The 21,596-nt window shown below is 29.7% G+C and carries 12 protein-coding genes; 11 read left to right on the top strand and 1 reads right to left on the bottom strand.

Translation table 11 applies throughout. The features are described from left to right. Positions 1-111: 111 nt before the first annotated feature. The 3 genes from psyc5s11_RS28145 to psyc5s11_RS25230 all read left to right on the top strand — a co-directional run bounded on the left by psyc5s11_RS28145 (position 112) and on the right by psyc5s11_RS25230 (position 5,672). Entirely contained in the window at positions 112-2,475 is a 2,364-nt protein-coding gene (locus tag psyc5s11_RS28145; RefSeq protein ID WP_311196388.1) for an N-acetylmuramoyl-L-alanine amidase family protein, read from the top strand. 229 nt (positions 2,476-2,704) lie between these two features. Next, positions 2,705-4,372 carry an AAA family ATPase gene (locus psyc5s11_RS25235; RefSeq protein WP_224035210.1) on the top strand — a complete coding sequence of 556 codons (1,668 nt, stop codon included), beginning with the start codon at positions 2,705-2,707 and terminating at the stop codon, positions 4,370-4,372. A gap of 199 nt (positions 4,373-4,571) precedes the next feature. Continuing rightward, a complete protein-coding gene (locus psyc5s11_RS25230; protein ID WP_224035209.1) occupies positions 4,572-5,672 on the top strand; it encodes an AI-2E family transporter in 1,101 nt (366 codons plus the stop codon). 241 nt (positions 5,673-5,913) lie between these two features. Here psyc5s11_RS25230 and psyc5s11_RS25225 read toward each other — a convergent pair whose 3' ends face one another. Then, complete coding sequence (locus psyc5s11_RS25225; protein WP_224035208.1) at positions 5,914-6,471, bottom strand: hypothetical protein; 558 nt, start codon at positions 6,469-6,471, stop codon at positions 5,914-5,916. Positions 6,472-6,933: 462 nt separating this feature from the next. On the opposite strand from psyc5s11_RS25225, the gene psyc5s11_RS25220 reads away from it, so the two are divergent. The 8 genes from psyc5s11_RS25220 to psyc5s11_RS25185 all read left to right on the top strand — a co-directional run bounded on the left by psyc5s11_RS25220 (position 6,934) and on the right by psyc5s11_RS25185 (position 21,435). Then, on the top strand, positions 6,934-8,388 hold the full coding sequence (locus psyc5s11_RS25220; protein WP_224035207.1) for a cadherin-like beta sandwich domain-containing protein: 1,455 nt from the start codon (positions 6,934-6,936) through the stop codon (positions 8,386-8,388). 420 nt (positions 8,389-8,808) lie between these two features. Beyond that, on the top strand, positions 8,809-11,076 hold the full coding sequence (locus psyc5s11_RS25215) for an N-acetylmuramoyl-L-alanine amidase family protein (protein ID WP_224035206.1): 2,268 nt from the start codon (positions 8,809-8,811) through the stop codon (positions 11,074-11,076). Between the two features lie 200 nt (positions 11,077-11,276). After that, complete coding sequence (locus psyc5s11_RS25210; RefSeq protein ID WP_224035205.1) at positions 11,277-12,581, top strand: methyl-accepting chemotaxis protein; 1,305 nt, start codon at positions 11,277-11,279, stop codon at positions 12,579-12,581. Positions 12,582-13,099: 518 nt separating this feature from the next. After that, positions 13,100-13,771 carry a CHASE4 domain-containing protein gene (locus psyc5s11_RS25205; protein WP_224035204.1) on the top strand — a complete coding sequence of 224 codons (672 nt, stop codon included), beginning with the start codon at positions 13,100-13,102 and terminating at the stop codon, positions 13,769-13,771. Then, positions 13,734-15,158, top strand: coding sequence for a bifunctional diguanylate cyclase/phosphohydrolase (locus psyc5s11_RS25200; protein ID WP_224035203.1), 1,425 nt, complete (start codon positions 13,734-13,736; stop codon positions 15,156-15,158). The genes psyc5s11_RS25205 and psyc5s11_RS25200 overlap by 38 nt, the downstream gene beginning before the upstream one ends. 167 nt (positions 15,159-15,325) lie before the next feature. Next, positions 15,326-16,876 carry an N-acetylmuramoyl-L-alanine amidase family protein gene (locus tag psyc5s11_RS25195; RefSeq protein ID WP_224035202.1) on the top strand — a complete coding sequence of 517 codons (1,551 nt, stop codon included), beginning with the start codon at positions 15,326-15,328 and terminating at the stop codon, positions 16,874-16,876. Positions 16,877-17,308: 432 nt separating this feature from the next. Further along, the gene (locus psyc5s11_RS28140) at positions 17,309-20,791 is read left to right on the top strand and encodes an InlB B-repeat-containing protein (RefSeq protein WP_224035201.1); all 3,483 of its coding nucleotides are present in this window, start codon (positions 17,309-17,311) and stop codon (positions 20,789-20,791) included. 308 nt (positions 20,792-21,099) lie between these two features. Then, entirely contained in the window at positions 21,100-21,435 is a 336-nt protein-coding gene (locus psyc5s11_RS25185; protein ID WP_224035200.1) for a restriction endonuclease subunit S domain-containing protein, read from the top strand. The last annotated feature ends 161 nt before the right edge of the window (positions 21,436-21,596 follow it).

The following is a 21,596-nucleotide window of genomic DNA, read 5'->3' as shown; positions in this document are numbered from 1 at the left end:
AAATATACAAATAAAGTGGACAAGGTCGAAATGTGCTGATATAATAATATTTGTAGATGGAACAAAAACAAAAGATAAAGTAAAAGATAAAACTTTAGGAGGAATATACAAATGATAAAAAGAACAAATAAGATTACAGCTTTATTAATAGCTGCTACATCAATCATGTCACTAGTACCAGCGATGGCTGCAGATTCAACAAGGTTAGCAACTAAAGAAGGAACTATCCAAGAGGTAGTTGCATTCAAAGATGGTAAATATGTATATGAAGGATACAAAACAGACGGAGATAATAAATCAGTTTATTACAATGATGGACAAAAGGACACTGAAATAAACAACTTAACTGATGCTACATTACAAGACAAATATAACAATGATAGCGTTATAGCTTTTGACGGTAGCGATGAATACTTAGTTAATTTATCAGATGGTAAAGTAACAGATCAAGATGTTGCTAGCGATTTACAAAATACTTCAGAAAATAAGTTAGTAGCTAAATTAAAGAAAACTAGCAGATATGGAAGCAATGTTAGTGTAGATCTTCAAAAAATAACACCAAATCAATTTGGTGATGTATGGTATTCATACATATCAAATGCAGCTAATGTAACTAATGGAAGACAAGCTGTTATTCAAGTTACTCCAGACGTATTTAATGGATCTACAGATATAATGGTGGCTGGACATATATTTAAAGCATCAGGAGATACTGTAACTGGTGATTTTACATCAGGAAGTAAAGCTGATTTTGCTATAAAAGCAATAACTAAATCATATACTGGTTTTGCAGCAGATATAAAAAGTACTGATGCTGGAACAATTCAATTAACTCAAACTACTACTCCAGCAGCAGTTAACTTAGCAGCAATTCAAGCATTATCAGAAAATGTAACAATAACTGCAGATAATAATGATGGAACTACAGCAACTAAATTAGCTGTTGCTATTAAGGATGCTACAAAAGTGGCTAAAATATTTGTAGACAATACAAATTTTGCAACTGTAACACCAAAGAATGATGCAGCAGCACAATTTGCTACAGCAGCTCAATTTGCAGCTACTGTTAAATCAAATTCAATTCCAGGTTATACTACTACAGTTGATGCTACTACAGGTGTACTTACACTAACAGCTACAACAGCAGCAGACTACAATCAAGCTACTTTAACAGCGGATTTAAGCACAAATTTCGCTAATGTAAAAGCAACTGTAGCTGATACTAAAGTTATAACTTCAGGTTATGCAGGAACAATTAGTGCTACTGGAAATACTTACAGAGGATATACAAATAACACAGGAGCTTATATAGATGCTGATAAGACAGCTAACATTCGTGTATATAATGGAACTAAGATGGTTGCATTAGACAAATTTAATGAAGATGCTAATGATGATGGAATCGCAGCAACAGTAGCAAATTCAACAACTATAGCTCAAGATGCAGACTATATCTATAGAGTAATTGATGTAACATTCACTGCTGGTACAGTTTACGATAGCAAGGGTGGAGCAAAAATCACAACTGCTAAATATCTTCAAAAGATCTCTAAAGCTCAAGGAGATACAGAAAAAGATGCTTACTTACCAAAGAGTGTAGAATCTTATGAAATTACAACTGCTGTAAGTGATGACACTGCAACAGCTGCTAATAAATTAGTTAAATATGCTACTGGTACTGATAGTTCAATTGTTGGATTAAGAGTAATAGGTGGAGCAATTTACTATACTGAAATGGATGATACTGATACTATCAAGACTTATGTATTAAAATTACAAAAGAATGAAAAAGTTGAAGCTGCTGGATCATCTAGCAAAGTTGATACTTATGTTGTAAAGAAAGATGGAGATGTTGATCACGATCTTAAGGGAGATGCAGGAAAAGCTGGAGCATCAATTGATGTTGACGGTAACCTTTGGATAGTAAATGAAGGGAAAATCTACAAGTCAGAAAAGGCTGGAGATTTCACTGAAATGTTTACTTGTGACAGAACTATAGATTCATTAGAAGTATATAATGCAGATAGTTTAATCGCTTGGGCAGAAGGAAAAGATGTTTATGCAACAATGGGCAAAACAACTACTGAAACTCCAGTAACAACTCCAGTAACTACTACTGGCTGGGTTAATACTGCTGCAGGTTGGACATTCTTCAAGGCTGATGGAACTCAAGTAAAAGGACAATGGGTTAACGATGGCGGAGTTTGGTACATGATAAAAGCTGACGGAATCATGGCTACTGGTTGGTACAATGATAACGGAACTTGGTACTTCTTAAACGCATCAGGAGCAATGAAAACTGGTTGGGTTCTAGATGGATCAACTTGGTACTTCTTACAATCATCAGGAGCAATGAAAACTGGTTGGTTGAATGACAATGGAACTTGGTACTACTTAAATACTTCAGGTTCAATGGCTGCTAATACAACTGTTGATGGATACAAATTAAACGCATCAGGAGCTTGGGTTAAGTAATACTATAAAAAAATGATTAAAGATGAGGCTTAGCCTCATCTTTTTTTGTTTTATGTAAATATATTGGGATATAATATTAATATAGAGTTTTAAAAAATATATAAATACTTAATATCATGGAAAATGTTAAAATAGAAAATAGATTGGCAATAAACAATTTACTTAAACAGGATAAATAGATATAGTAAAGTGACTATTCATGTAACTTTTTTCATATAATATAATCAATATGAATTTTGTAGCGGGTGGTGTTAAATTGTCTATATATTTAAATACTAAAAGACCTTTAGAAAATTTCAAAGAATTATATGATGATAATTCTTTTGTGGATAAATCCGAATTAATAAGTGTGTTAAATGAGAAAATATCAACTAAAGGGAAATATGTATGTATAACAAGACCAAGAAGATTTGGGAAATCATCAGTAGCTGATATGCTTGGAGCTTATTATCTTAAAGCAGTAGATTCAAAATATATTTTTGATAATCTTAAGATAAGTAAAACTTATAATTATGAAGAACATTTAAACAAATATAATGTAATTAATATATCCTTTAATGGAATATCTGAAATTGGAAATACCTATGATGATTATATTAAGATGATAAGAGATACAATAAAAAAAGATATAGTGGAAAAATATCCTCATATTAATCCAGAGGAATATTTCAATCTAAGTTCTATGTTATATGATACTGGTGAAAAGTTCATATTCATATTTGATGAATGGGATTATATTTTTAATAATAATTTATTTATTGAAAATCAAAATGAATTTTTGGAATTCTTACGCAATCTATTAAAGGATAAGCCTTATGTTGCTTTAGCATACATGACAGGAGTACTTCCAATAAAAAACCATTCAAGTACTTCAGCTCTTAATATGTTTGAGGAATATACATTTTTAAAGGATAGAATATTTGATGAATATTTTGGATTTACTGAGGAAGAAATTGAAAAATTATGTGAAAAGAATAAAAATATTTATTTTAAAGAACTTCAAAACTGGTACAATGGATATATTACACCAAATGGAATAAAAATATATAATCCGCGTTCAGTAAGCATTGCATTAAACAGAGGCTACTGTGAAAGTTACTGGACTAGTACAGGAGCAATGGATGAAGTTAAGCAGTTCTTGGAATATAATACATTAGAAGTTCGTGAAGATGTAATAGAAATGGTGGCTGGAAACGAAATAGATATTACTATAGATGAAGAATTTAGAGCGGGACAGAAAGCACCTAAGACTAAAGAAGAAATATATTCAGCTATGATAATACTTGGTTTTTTATCGTATCATAATGGATATTTAAAAATACCTAATAAAGAATTAATGATGGAATTTGAAAAATCATTAAAAGATGAAGCTTTTGGGTATGTTTCAGAAATAGCAAAACAGTCAAATAAAATGCTTAAGGCTACAGTGAATTGTGATACTGAAACAGTAGTAAATATACTGCATGATATTCATAATTCAGAAATTCCAATACTTCAATATAATGATGAGAATAGTTTGGATTGTGTAATAACTTTGGCTTACCTTAGTGCGAGGGATCAATATAGAGTTGAAAGAGAAGATTTTTTGAAAGGAAACTCCGACTCATGTTCATTCGTTGGAGTAAGCGATTCGCACAAAAAACAAGTTTTTGGCTCTCTGCTTAAAGGTTATGCAGATTTTACGTTTCACCCAAGAAGAAAAAATGATATAGCATTTATCTTAGAGTTAAAGAAAGATGCTACTGTAGATGAGGCTATGAAGCAAATGAGAGAAAAGGAATATTTTCAAAAATTCATACAAGAACATGAAAATAATCTGCTCGCAGTAGCTATATGTTATGACTCTAAGACGAAAGAACATAGTTGTAAAATTGAAAGAATAAATTTAGGTAATTGACAATTGATTATCAAGGTAGCAGACGAAGTGGACGTTATAAAAGTATTTAATTATCCGTATGCAGCATCATAAGCAGTTGCATCTTCAATTTCTCCAGTTGATAAATTTACTAATCTACGCTAAAATTATATTTTAGCGTGTTTTTTGTTTAAGAGAAGTTGAATTTGGCACATAATACTTATGGGAGAGTGAATTAAATATGAATTTCTTAAAAGAATTATTTCAAAAAGATTTAGTTAAAAAGCTTGTGGTTCTAATTATAATTGTAATTATTATTTTTATATTAAGAGCAATGCTTAATTTATTTTTGCTCACATTTATATTTACGTATATTGCTTATAGTTTGCAAATAGGAATTACTAAGAGATTAGACAAATTTATTAAAATAAAGCCTATGGTAGTGACGTTATTTTTATATTTATTTATGTCTTCTACTATTGTGTTTATTATTTATAAGTATATACCAAAAATTATTAGACAATTAACTGAAATAGGTATAAAAGTATCTAAATTTGATTTTAAAATTATTGGAGGAGATTTTTTATCTACTTATGTGGCACCATACTTTGGTAATATTGATTTTATGTCAATTTTTAATAATTCTGATTTTAATAATTTTTTAAGATTTGATCAATTTTTACGATATGCTTCTGATTTTGGTACTTGGAGTTTTAATGTATTTATAGCATTAATACTAAGTCTTTTCTTCATGGTTGAAAGAGATAAAATCAAACAATTCTTTTCACAATTTGAAAATAGTACTATTTCTATGGTTTATGGATACACAAAGAATTTTGCAATTAACTTTTTAAATTCTTTTGGAAAAGTAGTGCAAGCACAGATAATTATTGCATGTGTAAACAGCATTCTATCTGTTATATCACTTTTTATATTGCATTTTCCACAGGTTTTAGGTCTTGGTGTTATGATTTTTATATTTAGCTTAATTCCAGTTGCTGGAACTATTGTTTCTTTGATTCCCTTAAGTATAATAGCATATACAGTTGGAGGCTTTAAGATGATTATATATGTCCTTATACTTATAGCCGTCCTACATGCTCTTGAAAGCTATGTATTAAACCCTAGGTTTATGGCAGATAAAACTGAATTACCAGTTTTTATTGTATTTATTACACTTTTAATATCAGAACATTTCATGGGAGTTTGGGGACTGTTACTTGGAGTACCACTTTTGATGTTCGTTTTAGATTTATTCAATATTAAGCCAAATCATAAAAGAAAACCTAAAAGAATTGTAAGATTAAAAAAACAGAAAATAACATCCTTATTGGATAGGTAAGATAGGTGCAGTAGTAACAACAGGTAAGATGAATTAATACAATAAAATCTTATCTGTTTTTTGTTTTAAGTAAATAGTTTATATAAATTATTAGATATAGAAAAAAGTATTTATAAAGCCAGAAAATCGTTGCTTTTGTAAAGAACAACGATTTTCTGGTCTTAGAAGTCTGAATATAAATAGTGTTATTGCAAGAATATTTATGCTGTCAATTAAATAGTCTGTTGCAAAATTAACTATATTATTGAGCTAATATTATTTCAGCAAAAGCAATTTTTCCATCAGGTTCATTGTTAGAAACCACATTTACTTTGAAAACATCAAATTTATTATTCCATTCAAGTCCAGCTGGAGATATTTTATCTGATTGACCTGCATCGATACCTATTAACTTAAGGATATTAGCTCCGTCAGCTGGATATTTCATTTCTGATTTAGGAATTATTTTGAATTGCTTACATTTTGAATCAGAATAAGTAACTTCAAAAGTGTAAGTATCTTTTTCATAAATAGATTTAGTATCATCTTCACTAAGTGGCTTGCCTAAAAGTTTTTCAATTGCAGCTTTATCTTTATCTTTAAAATCAGATATAGTGGCAATCTGATTAACTTCAACTGTTGGTTTATTATTTTCACCTGATATATTAGAATCTTTATTACTAGAATCAACCGATGAAGTTTGTTCAGTTGTAGATTTTTCAGTATTTGAATTTCCAGTAGTTTCAGTCTTCCCACAAGAAATCAATGCAGTTGAACTAACTATTGTAACTAATAATAAGCTAATAATTTTCTTTTTCATAATAATGTCCCTCCAATTTGTATTCTAAGTTTTATTTTAATTATAAAATTATTTTGTATTCACTAAATATAATAACACGAACTATATTCAGTAACGGTTTACTTAATATAATTGTAAGAAAGGATAATATTTACACCCAAGCTATAAACCTTACTTGGGGTAACTATTTATGTTTTAGAAATGTTAAATCTAGGGTATAATTAAAGTAATAAATGTAAGTTGAATATTTTATTATAAGAGAAATATTAAATATATATGAAGGGTGATTATCACCGTTAGGAGTGTCAATTTTGGATGTTGAATTAAATAAGGCCATTGAGGTTTTAATTTTGAAAGAATTATATGGAGTATTTAGTTAAAATTAAGATAAACTTAAGAATTTTCATGGCAAACCTCGTTTACAGTTAAGTATTATAATGGTAACATTATTAATACAGACATAAGGCATAAGGGAGTGAATTTATGAGCAAAAGAATTAGAAATATAATTGCAGCAGTATTTATTATTGGTGTTTTTTCAGTTATAGAACCCAATTGCTTTAATTTAATAGCTACAAAAGCTTATGCAGAAGAAAAACCTTATTTAAGAAACATTTATTTAAGTGAAGGCAATAATATTGATTTTTCAGAAGATGAGCATTCTTATATTGTTGATGTTGATAAAGATACTGATGAAATATTTATTAAAGCTAAACCTGAAAATGCTTCAGATAAAGTTGAAATTAATGGTCAAGAGGTAACTAAAGATGATAATTATAAACAGACTTTGAAATTAGATAAAGGTAAAAATAAGGTAGAAATAGAAGTCCAAAATGATAATATTAAAAGTACATCAATATATACTGTTTATATTTATAGAGGTGGGAAAGATGCTGTTTATTTAAAAGATATTAATATAAATGGTAGTACCATTGGATTTGATAAAAGTAGTACTCTTTATAATATAGAATTGGATGAGGGAACAGATATAGTAGAGCTTGAAACAGTTCCAGGGGAAGGGAAGTATTCAATTACTACTAATGGAAAGGTACTAGGTGAAAATAACTCAATCAAATTGAAATTTAATGGTATTGGTAAATATACAATAAATATAGAACTTAAAGATGAGGATACTCAAAGAGTGGGGACATATACTATAAATATATACTTAGGAATTCCAGTATCTCCTAATGTCTCGGATGCAATTAATAAAGTACTTAAACCTAATCAATGGATAATTGTAAATGGAAGATGGAGATATAATGATGTCTTAGGAAAATATTTAAAGGATCTGTGGTTTTATGATAATGAATATAAAAGCTATTTTCATTTTAATAGTAGAGGAAATATGCAAAGTGGTTGGATTGAAGACGGTGGTAATGATTATTATTTAGATTCTAGTGGTAAAATGCAAACGGGATGGTTATTTTATGAAGATAAATGGTATTTTTTAGATTCCCATGGAGTAATGCGAACGGGTTGGATAGAAGATGATCATAAATGGTATTTTTTAAGAAAAGATGGATCAATGGCAACTGGCTGGATTGTTAGTAAGGATAAGTGGTATTATCTAAATTCTAAGGGTGAAATGCAAACAGGCTGGTTATATTATAGAAATCAATTTTACTATTTAAATTCGTATGGAGCTATGGAAACTGGCTGGATTAATTATAATGATGAATGGTATTTTCTAAATTCTAATGGAAATATGAAATCTGGGGAATGGATTTATAGTAATGGAAATTGGTACTATTTAAATGGTGTTGGAAATATGCGACATCGTGAGCGTAACAGTACTGATATAAAGAGTGGATGGCTTTCAGACAGAGATAATAAAATTTATTATTTTAATGAAGATGGAACAATGAGGACAAGCACTAAAACTATTGATGGTTATACCTATAATTTCAATGAAGATGGTTCAGTAAACCTTAACTAAAAGAAATCCCTTGGGAAAATTAAAAATAAAGTTTTCTCAAGGAATTTTTTTAATTAATTGCCCATAATTTATATTAAAATACATAAATTTAAAAATATTAATTAAAATATTTATAAAAAAGTAAAAAAATAAGTCGAAAATTATACTGAAGAATTAAAAAAGGGACTTATAATATAAAATAATATTGTATATTATAGTGACATTGTAAAGAAAGGTTTAAGGAAGAAAATAAAGTGAACATATATTTAAAATAGTTAAAAATAGTGTTATTATATAAATGTACGATTAATTCTAGATAAGGCATATTAAAGAAAATAATGCGGGGATATGCTTAACATAATTTTCATAAAAGTAAAATTTATATACAAATATAGAATTATTACATATAAAATATAACAATCTAGGGAGGATACATAAATTATGGAGAAAAAATTTACTATGAAGAAGATAATTTCATACTTATTGATTTTTACAGTGATGTTAGGATTAGTACAATCAGGAAACACACATATTGCTAAGGCGGATGCAATAACTACATCACTGGATAGAACATTTATTGATCAAGTAACACTTAAGGCTAATAATAGTACTCTATTAGTAGACCAAAGAAGAAGTGATGATGTTTATCTTTGTGAGTATATTGATACGGGAACAAAATCGTTTACTATAACAGGTAATAGTGATTATAAGGTTACAAATGTTATGACGTATAAGGCTACAAATGTTACATTGCCTACTGATATGACTCCTTTTGTAGATACTAGCACATCTACATATCAATTCACAGGTATTAAAGATTATAGTGATTTTTATTTTAAAATCACTGTTCAAAAAGGTTCCGATACTAGTACTCTGAAGACTTTTGTTGTACTAATGAAATTTGATACAGAATCATTATTTAAATTTGATAATATCAGACTTACTTATACAGATTCTCAAAATTCAATCACAACCCCAACGATTCCTTACGCTGGAATGGGAACTGACGGATATTATAGACATAGTGTAGAGGACAATATAAATGAAGTTAAGGTTGAATTACTAGTTGGATCAGATGTTTTATCGAGTGGAGTTACAATTAATGGCAGCTCAAATAATACGGTTAAATTAGTTGGTGGTGATAATCTTATAACAATAAAAATAACTACTAATAATGCTAGTAAGCAGTATAGTTTAATAATCACCAAAAAAGGACAACCTTTATTACAAGCATTAGTGCCTTCAGCTGGAACCTTAGCACCAGCTTTTGATGCAAATACTTTTGATTATACAATAACTGTACCTACAACTCAAGAAACAATAGCATTTACTCCAACATCTGTAGATAATTCATCTACAATTATAGTAGGAAAGAGTACTGTAATAAGTGGGAAAAAGAGTGGTGAAATTAAAATTTCAGAAGGTACAAATAAGATCCCAATTAAAGTTACAACTAAAGAAGGATTATTTCAAACTTATACGGTTACTGTAGTTAGAACCGAAAAATTTAGAAGTGCTAAGCTTTCAGGTTTAACCTTGAGTTCTGGGACATTAAATCCAGCATTTAACAAAGATATTTCTGACTATACAGCAATAGTTGAAAATACTGTTTCATCAATAACAGTAACTGCAATAGCAGAAGATCCTGCATCAACTATTAAGATTAATGATATAAAAATACCAAGTGGTGCAGCATCAGGTTATATTAACTTAAATGAAGGTGGAAATTTAATAAGTGTAACAGTTACGGATACTAATGGAAGTACTAATACTTATACAATAAGAGTAACAAGAAGATATTCTAAGGAGAACGTTAATTTAAGCAGTCTTTCTGTAAGTGATGGAACAATGACGCCAAGATTTGATCCAGAAATGTATCTTTATACTGTTAAGATAGCTAAAAATATTGAGAGAGTCAGAGTTAAATTTGCTTCACAAAATGACAAAGCAAAAATTAAAATAAATGGGAAAGAATATGCAACTGGACAAGAATCAGATTATATAAATCTTAATGTAGGGGCCAATCTTATAACAGTAGAAGTTAAGGCTGAAGATGGTAAAACAACAACTACTTATAAGATAAGTATAATAAGAGGAGATTTAGAGGCAAAAAATCAATGGGTACCTATTGCAGGAAATTGGACATTTTATAATGGAGTAGGACTTCAAATTAAAAATCAATGGGTTAAATGGGATAATCAATGGTATTTCTTGGATATAAATGGATACCGTAAAGATGGATGGTTACTTGAAAGTGGTAACTGGTATTACTTAAACAAAGATGGTATCATGCAAACAGGTTGGTTTTATGACAGAGGATATTGGTATTACCTTCAAGGTAATGGTCCTATGAATGTAAATACCTGGGCTAGTTATGATGGAAAATGGTATTTGTTCAATGAGCTTGGAGAAGTGCAAACAGGTTGGACATTTAATGGAGGACGTTGGTATTACATGGATGAACATGGTGCACAACAAAAAGGTTGGATAACTTATGATAAGAACAAGTATTATTTAAATGATGATGGTACTATGAAAAATGGTTGGTTTTACAGTGGAAAGTCATGGTCCTACCTAGGCGAGGGTGGAAAAATGGTAAGAGGCTGGCAAACAATAGATGGTAAAAGATATTACTTTGATGCAAATGGAATCATGAAAACAGGAATGATGTTCCTTGATGGTCAATGGATAAATTTAAATAACGCTTAAGTTATAAAATTATAATATGGGGATAACCCACGAAATTGGATACATATTTGTTCTGAAATATGTATCCAATTTTATGTTTGTATATAGGTTTAACATTTATTGAATGGAGAAAATATTAGTGATATTATTAATATTAGGAAGTATTGTCGCTTATTAGTTTTAATTAAAATTAAATTGCAAAAAATAAGGGGGAAATAAGAATGAACAAAGAAAGAAAAAATATGTCACTTAAGGCTAAATTGATAATGTCATATGCTATTATGTGCATAATGGTATTTATATCAGGTATTATAAATTTTAAACAAATTAGTGACATAAAAAATGGATTAGCAAATGGAGATACACTAGCTAGAGATATTACAACAATAATATTATTGAGTGGTGCAACTTTAGTAATTGCGATTATTTCAGGAATTTACATGCACAAAAATATAATTTCAAGATTAAATATTCTTAAGGGTTTTGCTATAGAATTAGCAAAATATGATTTTGCAGAAGACATTAAAATATTAAAAAATGATGAAATTGGAGCTATATCAAAAGAATTAAATACTGCTCAAAAAAATATTAGAGAACTTATTTCTACAATTCTTAATGAATCTTGTAATATAAGTTCATTAAGTGAAGAACTTTCAGCAAGTGTAGAAGAAGTATCAGCTAAGCTTGATGAAGTTGATAACTCTTCAAAGGATATAAATATGACAATGACTGAAACAAGTGCTACAGCACAAGAAATTGCAGCATCTATTGAAGAAGTTAATTCAAATATGGAAAATTTAGCAGCAAAAGCATCTGCAGGAAGTACAAATGCTGAAAGGATTAAGAGAAGAGCTGAAAAAGTAAAACAAGATAGTAAGATTGCAATAAAAAATACAGAAGAAGTTCGCAAGCAAAAAGAAAAAAATATATTAAAGGCTATTGAAGATTCTAAGGTTGTTGAAGAAGTTAAAGTAATGGCAGATGTAATAGCTGGAATCTCAGAACAAACTAATCTTTTAGCCTTAAATGCAGCTATTGAAGCAGCAAGAGCAGGAGATGCAGGTAAGGGTTTTGCAGTTGTTGCAGAGGAAGTTAGAAAACTTGCAGAAGAATCTTCACAAGCAGTTATAACCATTCAAAATACAATATCTAAGATAAATGATGCAGTTAAGAATCTTTCTGACAATAGTAATGATATACTTACTTTTATGTCAACAGATGTTGATAAGCAGTTACAGGATTATGCTAAAATTGGAGAAAAATATAGTGCTGATGGTGACTTTGTAAGTTCAATGTCAGAGGAATTAGTTGCAATGGCACAAGCGGTTGAAGCTACAGTTGAAGAAATAACTAAGGCACTTCAAACTACAGCAAGAGATGTTCAAAAAGCTTCTGTAAACAGTGAATCTATACAATCAGAAATAGACGGAAGCTCTGCAGCTATGGTTCAAGTTGCACATGCAGCAACAGAACAAGCAACAATAGCAATGAACTTAACTGGATTGGTACAAAAATTCAAATTATAATATAGATACCCACTGAAAAACATAATTATGCGTAGATGCGCCGAAATAAGGGGGCATGCATTTGTTCCAGTTACTGAAGATTTTGCTGGGTGATTCTAAAATTATAAGTTGCACCCAAAATGCTTGTTTCAAAGACAAGCTTTGAACAAGCATTTTGGAACAACTTATAATCTAAGAATCACAGCCATCAAAATCTTCTGATGTAACATTCCACAAAAGCAAGCCCCCTTATTTCTAGTTGGGTATACTTTTATAGTATAAGCATAACTTAGAAATTGCATATCTATATACGTTGCAATACAATTTACAATAATTTAGCCAGCCATAAATCTAATTTCCATATGAATTAGATTTATGGTTATTTTTAGTTTGGACAATATTTATAATTGAATATTGAATGTAAAGAATTTGCATATACAATTGATTATTGACAACTAATTACTAAGCACTCATAATATAGTATATAACTAAAAATCAACAGTTAATACCAACAATCGACAATGGTAGGGGGCAATGTTATGAGCATTAAACATAAAACAATTCTAATATATAGTTTGACTTTTATAGTAATAATAATAACAACTATTATAATATTTAATGTTTCTTATTTTGGTTATATAAATAAAGAAAAAGAGCAAAGTATGGTAAGAAATTTTGAAGTTATGAATTCTATGCTTGAAAAAGAAGAGGGAAATTTGCAAAACCTTCTTGTGGATTGGGGTCAATGGGATGACACGTATGAATTTATGAATAAATTTAATCAAGAATATATTGAATCAAATTTATCAGAAAATACAATAGAAGATTTAAATTTAGATAATTTAATTTATGTAAATAATGATAGGCAAATAGTTTATTCTGAAGAAGGTGGAATGGAAAAGGAAGATAGCCAAGCTATTTTAAAAAAGCTTTTATTAAATAATGAAAATTTTAATAAAACAAATACTCAAAGAATTGGGTTGTTATTTTTAAAAGGCAAAATTTATATGGTTGGAGTGTTACCTATAACTTCAACTGGCAAACAATTAGAAAGTAATGGAACAATAATAATGACTCGTGAAATAGATGATAAATTATTAAATTATATAGAAAAAATAATTCCTGTCAATTTGATGTTTAGAGAGACAGAGCAAGAAAAATTTGAACGTGAAGATGATTGGACTTATATACATACATATAACGGCATATAATAAAGAGAAATATGAAGCAAATAAGACCATGAAAGATATTAATGGTCAGGATTTAATTACTGTTAAGATGGTTGATAAAAATTACAGTAATGAACAAACAATACTTTTTTTAAGGAACTTTATTTTTGATTTTTTATGTGTAATAGCTATAATTTTAGTTTTTGATATTATATTTATTAATAGATATATATTAAGAAGACTTTCAAAATTTACTGATTTCATGAAAACGGTTAGTGAAACTAAAGATACTAAATTAATTGTTAGCATAATTGGAAACGATGAATTTTCTAAATTAGCTGATGAAACTAATAAAATGCTTTCAACACTAAATTCAGCAAATGAAGAAATATTATTTTTGAGCTACTCCGATAAACTTACAGGCTTGAAAAATAGAGCATATATGGAAAAAATGTTAAGTGAATTATATGAAAATGAAAAAGCAAGTTATTATATTATAATGGGGGATATTAATGGTTTAAAATTAACAAATGATGCATTAGGTCATGCAGAAGGCGATAAATTAATTTGCATTGTAAGTAAAATATTAAAAGAAAATTGTGATTCTGATGATATAATTTCTAGATGGGGTGGAGATGAATTTGTAATATTAATTAAAAATAAGGATGAAGTTTATGTATCTAATTTAATAGATAAACTAAAAGGGAAATGTGAAAATGAAGCAGAGTTTCATTTTAAAATAAGTGTAGCATGGGGATATGCTGGATCTTATGAAGAAAATTTAAATATAGAAGCTATTATGAGTTTGGCGGAAAAGAGAATGTATAGAAATAAACTTTTAGAGGAAAAAAGTGCTAGGAGTTCTACTATAAATTCACTTTTAAGAACTTTACATGAAAAAAACAGTGAAACAGAAGAACATACAATGAGAATTAAAAACTTAAGTATGAAGTTGGGTAAAAGACTTGGATTAACAAAAGGAAAATTAGATGAATTAGAACTTTTGTCTTCATTACATGATATAGGTAAAATTGGAATACCAGAACATATTCTTATGAAACCATCAAAACTTACTGAAGAAGAATGGGAAATTATTAAGACACATTCTGATATAGGTTATAGAATCGCATCGTCAACTCCTGAATTAGCTCATATTGCAAATAAAATATTAGCTCATCACGAAAGGTATGACGGGACAGGTTATCCTAATAAATTGAAAGAAGAAGAAATACCATTATTATCAAGGATAATTAATGTGGTTGATTCTTTCGATGTAATGACTCACAAAAGAGTGTATAAAGATGCTTTTGATAAAGGATATGTTATTGAGGAACTTAAAAGATGCTCAGGAACTCAATTTGATCCATTTATTGTAAAGAAATTCCTTACGTTATTAGAAGAAGAAAATTTATTGACAATTGACAACTAAGGAACAAATTCTTTTGGAATTTAAAAAAATATATTAAAGATATTCTGGAGGAATATCATCCTAAATTTTCAATTGTAAATTGTACATTATACATTGTCAATTAAAAAGTATTTGAACTACTCAGTATAAATGATATAATAGGGATAGATATTTTGGAGGCGATGAATATGATACGAAGAATTAATAAAATAGCAGGATTGGTGTTAATAGCTACGTGTATAGTTTCAACAACATCTGTAACACCTTTTAATAAAATAGCAAAGGCAACAGAAAATGGACAGGCGCAGGAGATAAATATCGGGGATCAACATAATAATGTAACTTTAGCTGGTAGTACGCCAACAGATGAGCAAATATTTTATGTAATAAAAGGTAATATGGATACAATGTATGCACAACAAAATTGTGTTGTTTTAGCTAGTCCAACACCAACGAAAAGTATACCACTAATTATAAGTAGTGATACAGCAACTAAAATTGCAGAAGCTATTACTACAGATAGTTTTGTAAAAGAACAACTTATAAAACAATATGGTACTGCTTTGGTAAATGGTATGACACAAGCACAATTAGATGCAGCAAAACCAGCAGTAATAAAAGCTGTAGCAGCTCAAGTACAAAGTCTTGATGGGCAAAGTGTACCAATATATGGATACAAAGCAGTAAATAAAACAGATATGACAACAGTTAAAGATCAAGGTTATTTTGTAGGCGGACAAGTTGGATACATGATTATGCAAAAACAAGGAAAACCCATGGTTGTATCTGAATCAACACTCAATAGCGGTATTGTTGGACAACTTGTTTCAGCTTTAATAGACAAAAGTGGTATAGGTACTACTATTAGTGGAGTAACTGATAGCCTTGATGATTTAAGTGATTCTATGAATGATTTGACTGACTCACTTAATGACAAGAATGATGATGTAGATGATGCTTGGGACAAGGTCTTTGATAGATTTGATAATGATAAAGGCTGGGGAAAAAGAGATGGCTACAGATATTATTATGATAGTGATGGAGTAAGTTTAAAGGGTGTCCAAAAGATCAAGGGAAAGACTTATTATTTCAATAGAATTGATGGAGCTATGGAGACAGGCTGGCAAATAGTTGATGGTAAGAGATGCTATTTTGATAAGAACAAAGGATATGAATTATTTACTCAATGGGTTCAAGATGGTGAGGACAAATATTTTGTTGGTGAAGATGGAACAGTTAAAAAGATGCAGTGGGTTAATGATGGTGGTAAAAATTATTACCTAAAAGCTGATGGGAAGATGACAACGGATTGGATCAAAATTGAAGATTATTGGTATTTATTTAATAAAGATGGATCAATGGTAACTTCGACCTGGAAATGGTCTAAGGACAAATGGTATTATCTAAAATCTGATGGAGCAGCAGCTACACAGTGGCTTCAATTAGGTGAAAAATGGTATTACTTTAAAGATCCATCAGGAGCTTTGCAAACAGGCTGGTTTAGAGCAGATGGTAGCTGGTATTGCGCAAATGAAGATGGTTCTATAAAAAAAGGATGGGCAGAATCATCGGATGGAGTGTGCTATTTAGATGAAACAACTGGTAAGATGAAGAAAAATGAATGGGTAACTGTTGATGGTCAAAAATATTATTTCAATATTAATGGAATAATGGTAACAGGCTCAAGATATATAGATGGAACAAAATACAATTTCAATTCAGATGGAAGCTTAAGTTAGATTCCAGGAATCCCTTACATTAATAGATGTAGGGGATTTTTCATTTTACATATATATCTTGCAAAAATGATTCTTCATTTCAGATTTAATAAATTCTGTAAGAATTTCATACACAATTGGTCACAGACTACCCATAAAGGGCATCAATTGTAAATTGCCCACAGGATACCCATAAAGGGCATAAATTTTTACTTGCAACATAGATAAATGAAAAATAATTTTTTTAACATATTATCTTATAATACTATGTTTGGTATAATATAACCATATAGTTATAGTAAAATATGTCGATAATAGAATGTATTATATATTTTGTAATTATAAATTGCATATATAAATGGATATTTTAAAAAAAATATTTTGAATTAGAAAATGAAGGATTATAAATAGAAATTATAAATATAATAGAAGTTTTTATGGGAGGAATTTTAAATGAAGAGCAAGTTTTTAAAGAAAATAATTGCATTAGCGGTTGTTGGTACAAGCATTAGTACTTTTGTATCAACCGATGCTTTTGCTGTAGGATCAAGTGATTTTTATGCTTGGCAAAACATGAATAGTGGACAAAGTAGTGGGTATTGGCAACTGAATAGTGGAAAATGGTATTACTTTAATTATTCTGGAACACTTCAAACTGGGTGGATTTATGATAAGGGTCGATGGTATTATGCCGATTCTAGTGGAGTAATGAAAACGGGAGTTATTCAAATTAATGGGAAGATTCATTTATTTTCTGAAAGCGGAGCAATGCAAACAGGAAATGCTGTTATAAATGGGAAATACTATTCTTTTGATGAAAACGGAGTTGCTGTAGGGAAAGATATTCCTACGCCTATTAACTCTTTTGATTTATCAGGTTCAACGACTGTTCCTTATACTCCTAAAATGATAACAAACGAGGATTCATCACCAAGTGATCCTACTACTGTAGCAAGAGATCCTGATAATCTTATAAAATATAATGTTAAATTTAAAGATGATGATGGAGATGAATTTAGCACAAAGACTATTGAAAAGGATGAGAAATTAACCTTGTATAAACCTACAAAGAGTGGATATACATTTGTTGAATGGACTACTAAGAAAGATGGAGATGGTGATAGTTACGAGGCTGGTGAGTCAATCACTATCAAAAAAGACATCACTTTATATGCTCAGTGGAAAGAATCTAGTACTTCAGACCCAGGAACAAGTACGGATAAAGTACTTGTAGAAGATATTACAGTAACAAGCACTACGGGAACTATAACAACTAAATCTGGAACTCTACAAATGAGCGCTAAAGTACTACCGATTGATGCAACTGAGGTGGGTGTAACATGGTCAGTGTCTGATTCAAAAATAGCAACAATAAGTTCAAGTGGATTATTAACTGCAGTATCCAATGGAACAGTTTCAGTAATAGCAACTGCTAATGATACTTCTAAAGTAGTTGGAAGTACTAATATAACAATAAATGTAGCAACTGATTCTGGAAATACAAATACAGGTGGAACTACGAATACAGGCGGTACTACAAATAATCAAAATTTAGGGAAAATAGTTTACTTTGATAAAAATGTAAGTTTAACTGATGTGGTAATTGATACTACAGGAGATATAGTAGATTTAGCAGTATTAAAGGCATCTGGTAAACTTCCAACTAAGGCTAATGTGTCATGTAGTTTAAGTGATGGTACAGTAAAAGTAATAGAAATGGGAATAACTGATTGGACAGGAATTTATAATGGAGCAGCTACTGGAAATTATGATTTAGTTGCAACATTAGGGGCTGTACCAACTGGTTATACTAAAACAGATGGGTTACCTATGCCAAGTGGAACACTTAAGGTAATAGTTAATACAAAACAAACAGATAACAGAAAAACAATAACAGGAGCAGCTACAATATCTGAAATTCCTTTAGCTTCTGATAAGCATATAATGGATACAACCCTATTAAATGCAGCAGGAATTCTTCCAAAGACAGTTACATTAAACTATGATGGTGGTACAGTAGTAGCTAATGTTAAAACATGGAATTGCACCGCATTTGATGGAAGCCAAGGAATCAAGAATTTAGTTGCAGATATTGAAAGCCCAGCAGGATACATTATGGGAAGTGGTGTCTCAGTTACGGCTAAATTAAATGTTAGTATTAAACAAACACTTAGTATTAATGAACTAGTGGGAGTTGTAGATGGAAGTGTAACATTAAATTATGCTGAAGGTGATAACTTAAAACTTAGTAATTTAAAGGTAAACGTGAAATTCAATAATAATACTGAGAACCCAATCCTATATAGTGATTTCAAGTTATATGGTATTACAACACCAGGCTATTACGATGGTATGCCGTTAACTACAAGGAATAGTGCAACTGCGGGTATACCAGTAACGTATAATAATAAAACGGTATATACAGGAGCATTTAAAGTAGCAGATGCAGCTAGTCCAACGATAACAGCAGACACTACAGCAATTTACAATACTACAACACCAAGTGCTGTGACATTTAATTATACTTTGGGAAGTGGAAGCAAAACTGCCACAGGAATTGATTCAGTAACATTAGGGGGTGTAACTTTAGGTAAGGGTACGGATTATTCACTTGATGAAAATTCTAAGAAGTTAACAATTAGTCAAGCTAAATTAGATGCAGTAATAAAGGATAAAACTACACCAAATAGTTATGCACTTATTGTAACATTTACAACAAATATAGCCGGAACTAAATTATATTCAAGTCAAAATATAGCATTTATAAGCGAACGAACACTAACGGCTGGTAGTATTTCACTAGCAACTGGTTCTGCAGTGCCAGCTAAAGATAATACAATAAAATTATCAGTATTAACTAGTGCTGTAAGTTATGAATATTGTGTATGTGCAGATGGCGTTACTCCAAATTGGGCCAATGCAAAATCATTCACAGCAACAGGTACTACTATTGAATTGACTGATACTAATTTTACAGCAGGTAATAATTTATATGTTAGATTAAAAGCAATTTCTAACGCTGGTGCTACAAATCCTGCATCAAATTACCTAGATGTAGGAAAACTTGATGCAACTAATATTGGAAAAACTTTAAGCACTCAAAAATCAATAAAAACATTTAGTTTAAGTAATATTAATGGTTCTTATACAGGAACAATAGATGAAACAAATGGAATAATTACAGTGGTAGTTCCTACAGATGTATCAAGTTTAACTGCAAACTTTACTTTGTCAGATAACGCAACTTTAGCAGTAAATGGAACAAATCAAACAAGTGGAAGTGGAACAGTTAACTTTGCAAGTCCAGTAATATATACAGTAACAGCAGAAGATGGAACAACAAAGAAGGATTATACAGTTAATGTAGTTCAACCAGCTTTACAAAATTCAAATGTGCGTGCAGATGTTTTGTATTATAAAGTAACAACACAGAAAAAAACAACAGTAAATGGAGTTGAAACTATTACTGATGTTATTACTGATGTACCATTTAATATATTGAATGATGGATATGAAAAAGCAGGGCTTGGGATTATTACTATAAAAGATGGAATTGTTAGTATTACTGTACCAAGTACATTTGATACTGATAAATCGGCAGCGCTAGATAAAATAAGAGAATTGACTCCATATACAAATGCACAAATTGCATGTGTGGGAATTAAACTTACAAATCCATATACTGGATCTAAAATAGCAACAAAAGTTAAAGTGGCGACAACATTAGATGGTTTAAAAAATGCAACAGTTGTCAGCTTAAGTGGTACTGGAACAAATGTACTAGGAGGACAATACTTAGAACAAATTCCAGTTGCTATGTATGGTTCAAGTACATGGGCTGTAGTTACACAACCTATTACTACTAAATATTATGCTTGGGTAGATAGTAATGGAAATATACTTGGATACACTTCATTAAGTATTAAAGTAGAATAGTATAAATTTAATAAGCTGCCTTACATTAGAAAAACAATTTCTGATGCAAGACAGCTTATTTTTAATTTATAATGTTCAATTAAAAATATATAATTAAGGGAAAAAATTCTTTTGGGATTTTTTGTTATATATAGAAATTACGAAGTGATTTCATCATTAATTGTCAATTGCACATTGTAAATTGCAATAGTTTTAAGTATTATAATTATCAAAACTGGGAACAATTATGAGTATAAATTCATGAGGATTTAATGTATAATTAAATCATTATTTAAGAACGGAAAATATTTAAAAGGAAGTGAAGTTAGTTGGAGAATGAAATCTTAGAAATACTAAAAACTATTAATGGAAGATTTGACAAACTTGAAGAGAAGGTTGACAAATTAGATGAAGGTCAAAAAAAGATAGTAGCTAGAATAGATAAAGTAGATGCAAGGTTAGATAAAATAGATGTAAGATTAGATAATTTAGAAAATGGTCAAAGAGAAATAAAAGCTAAATTAGATGATATGACAGACGATATGACAAGAGAATTATCTAATATAGCCATAAAAGTTAGCGGGGTTGATGCGATTACTGCAAAGAATGTTCATAAAATAGCTGACTTAGATATGGAATTAACTAGAGTAAAAGCAATGCACTAAAAATAGACAATACAACAATTTTAATAGTAGATATTTTGTAAACTCCATATAGTGGAGTTTTTTTCTTTGGTGACAGTCATCATTGTGTATGGTATAATATATCAGTTAATAATGAGGAAAAATAGAATTTTTTTTACTTATCCACAGTTTAGATAATATAT

It is taken from the genome of Clostridium gelidum (genome assembly GCF_019977655.1).
GTDB classification, from domain to species: domain Bacteria; phylum Bacillota; class Clostridia; order Clostridiales; family Clostridiaceae; genus Clostridium; species Clostridium gelidum.
This window is presented reverse-complemented; position numbering and strand designations above follow the sequence as displayed.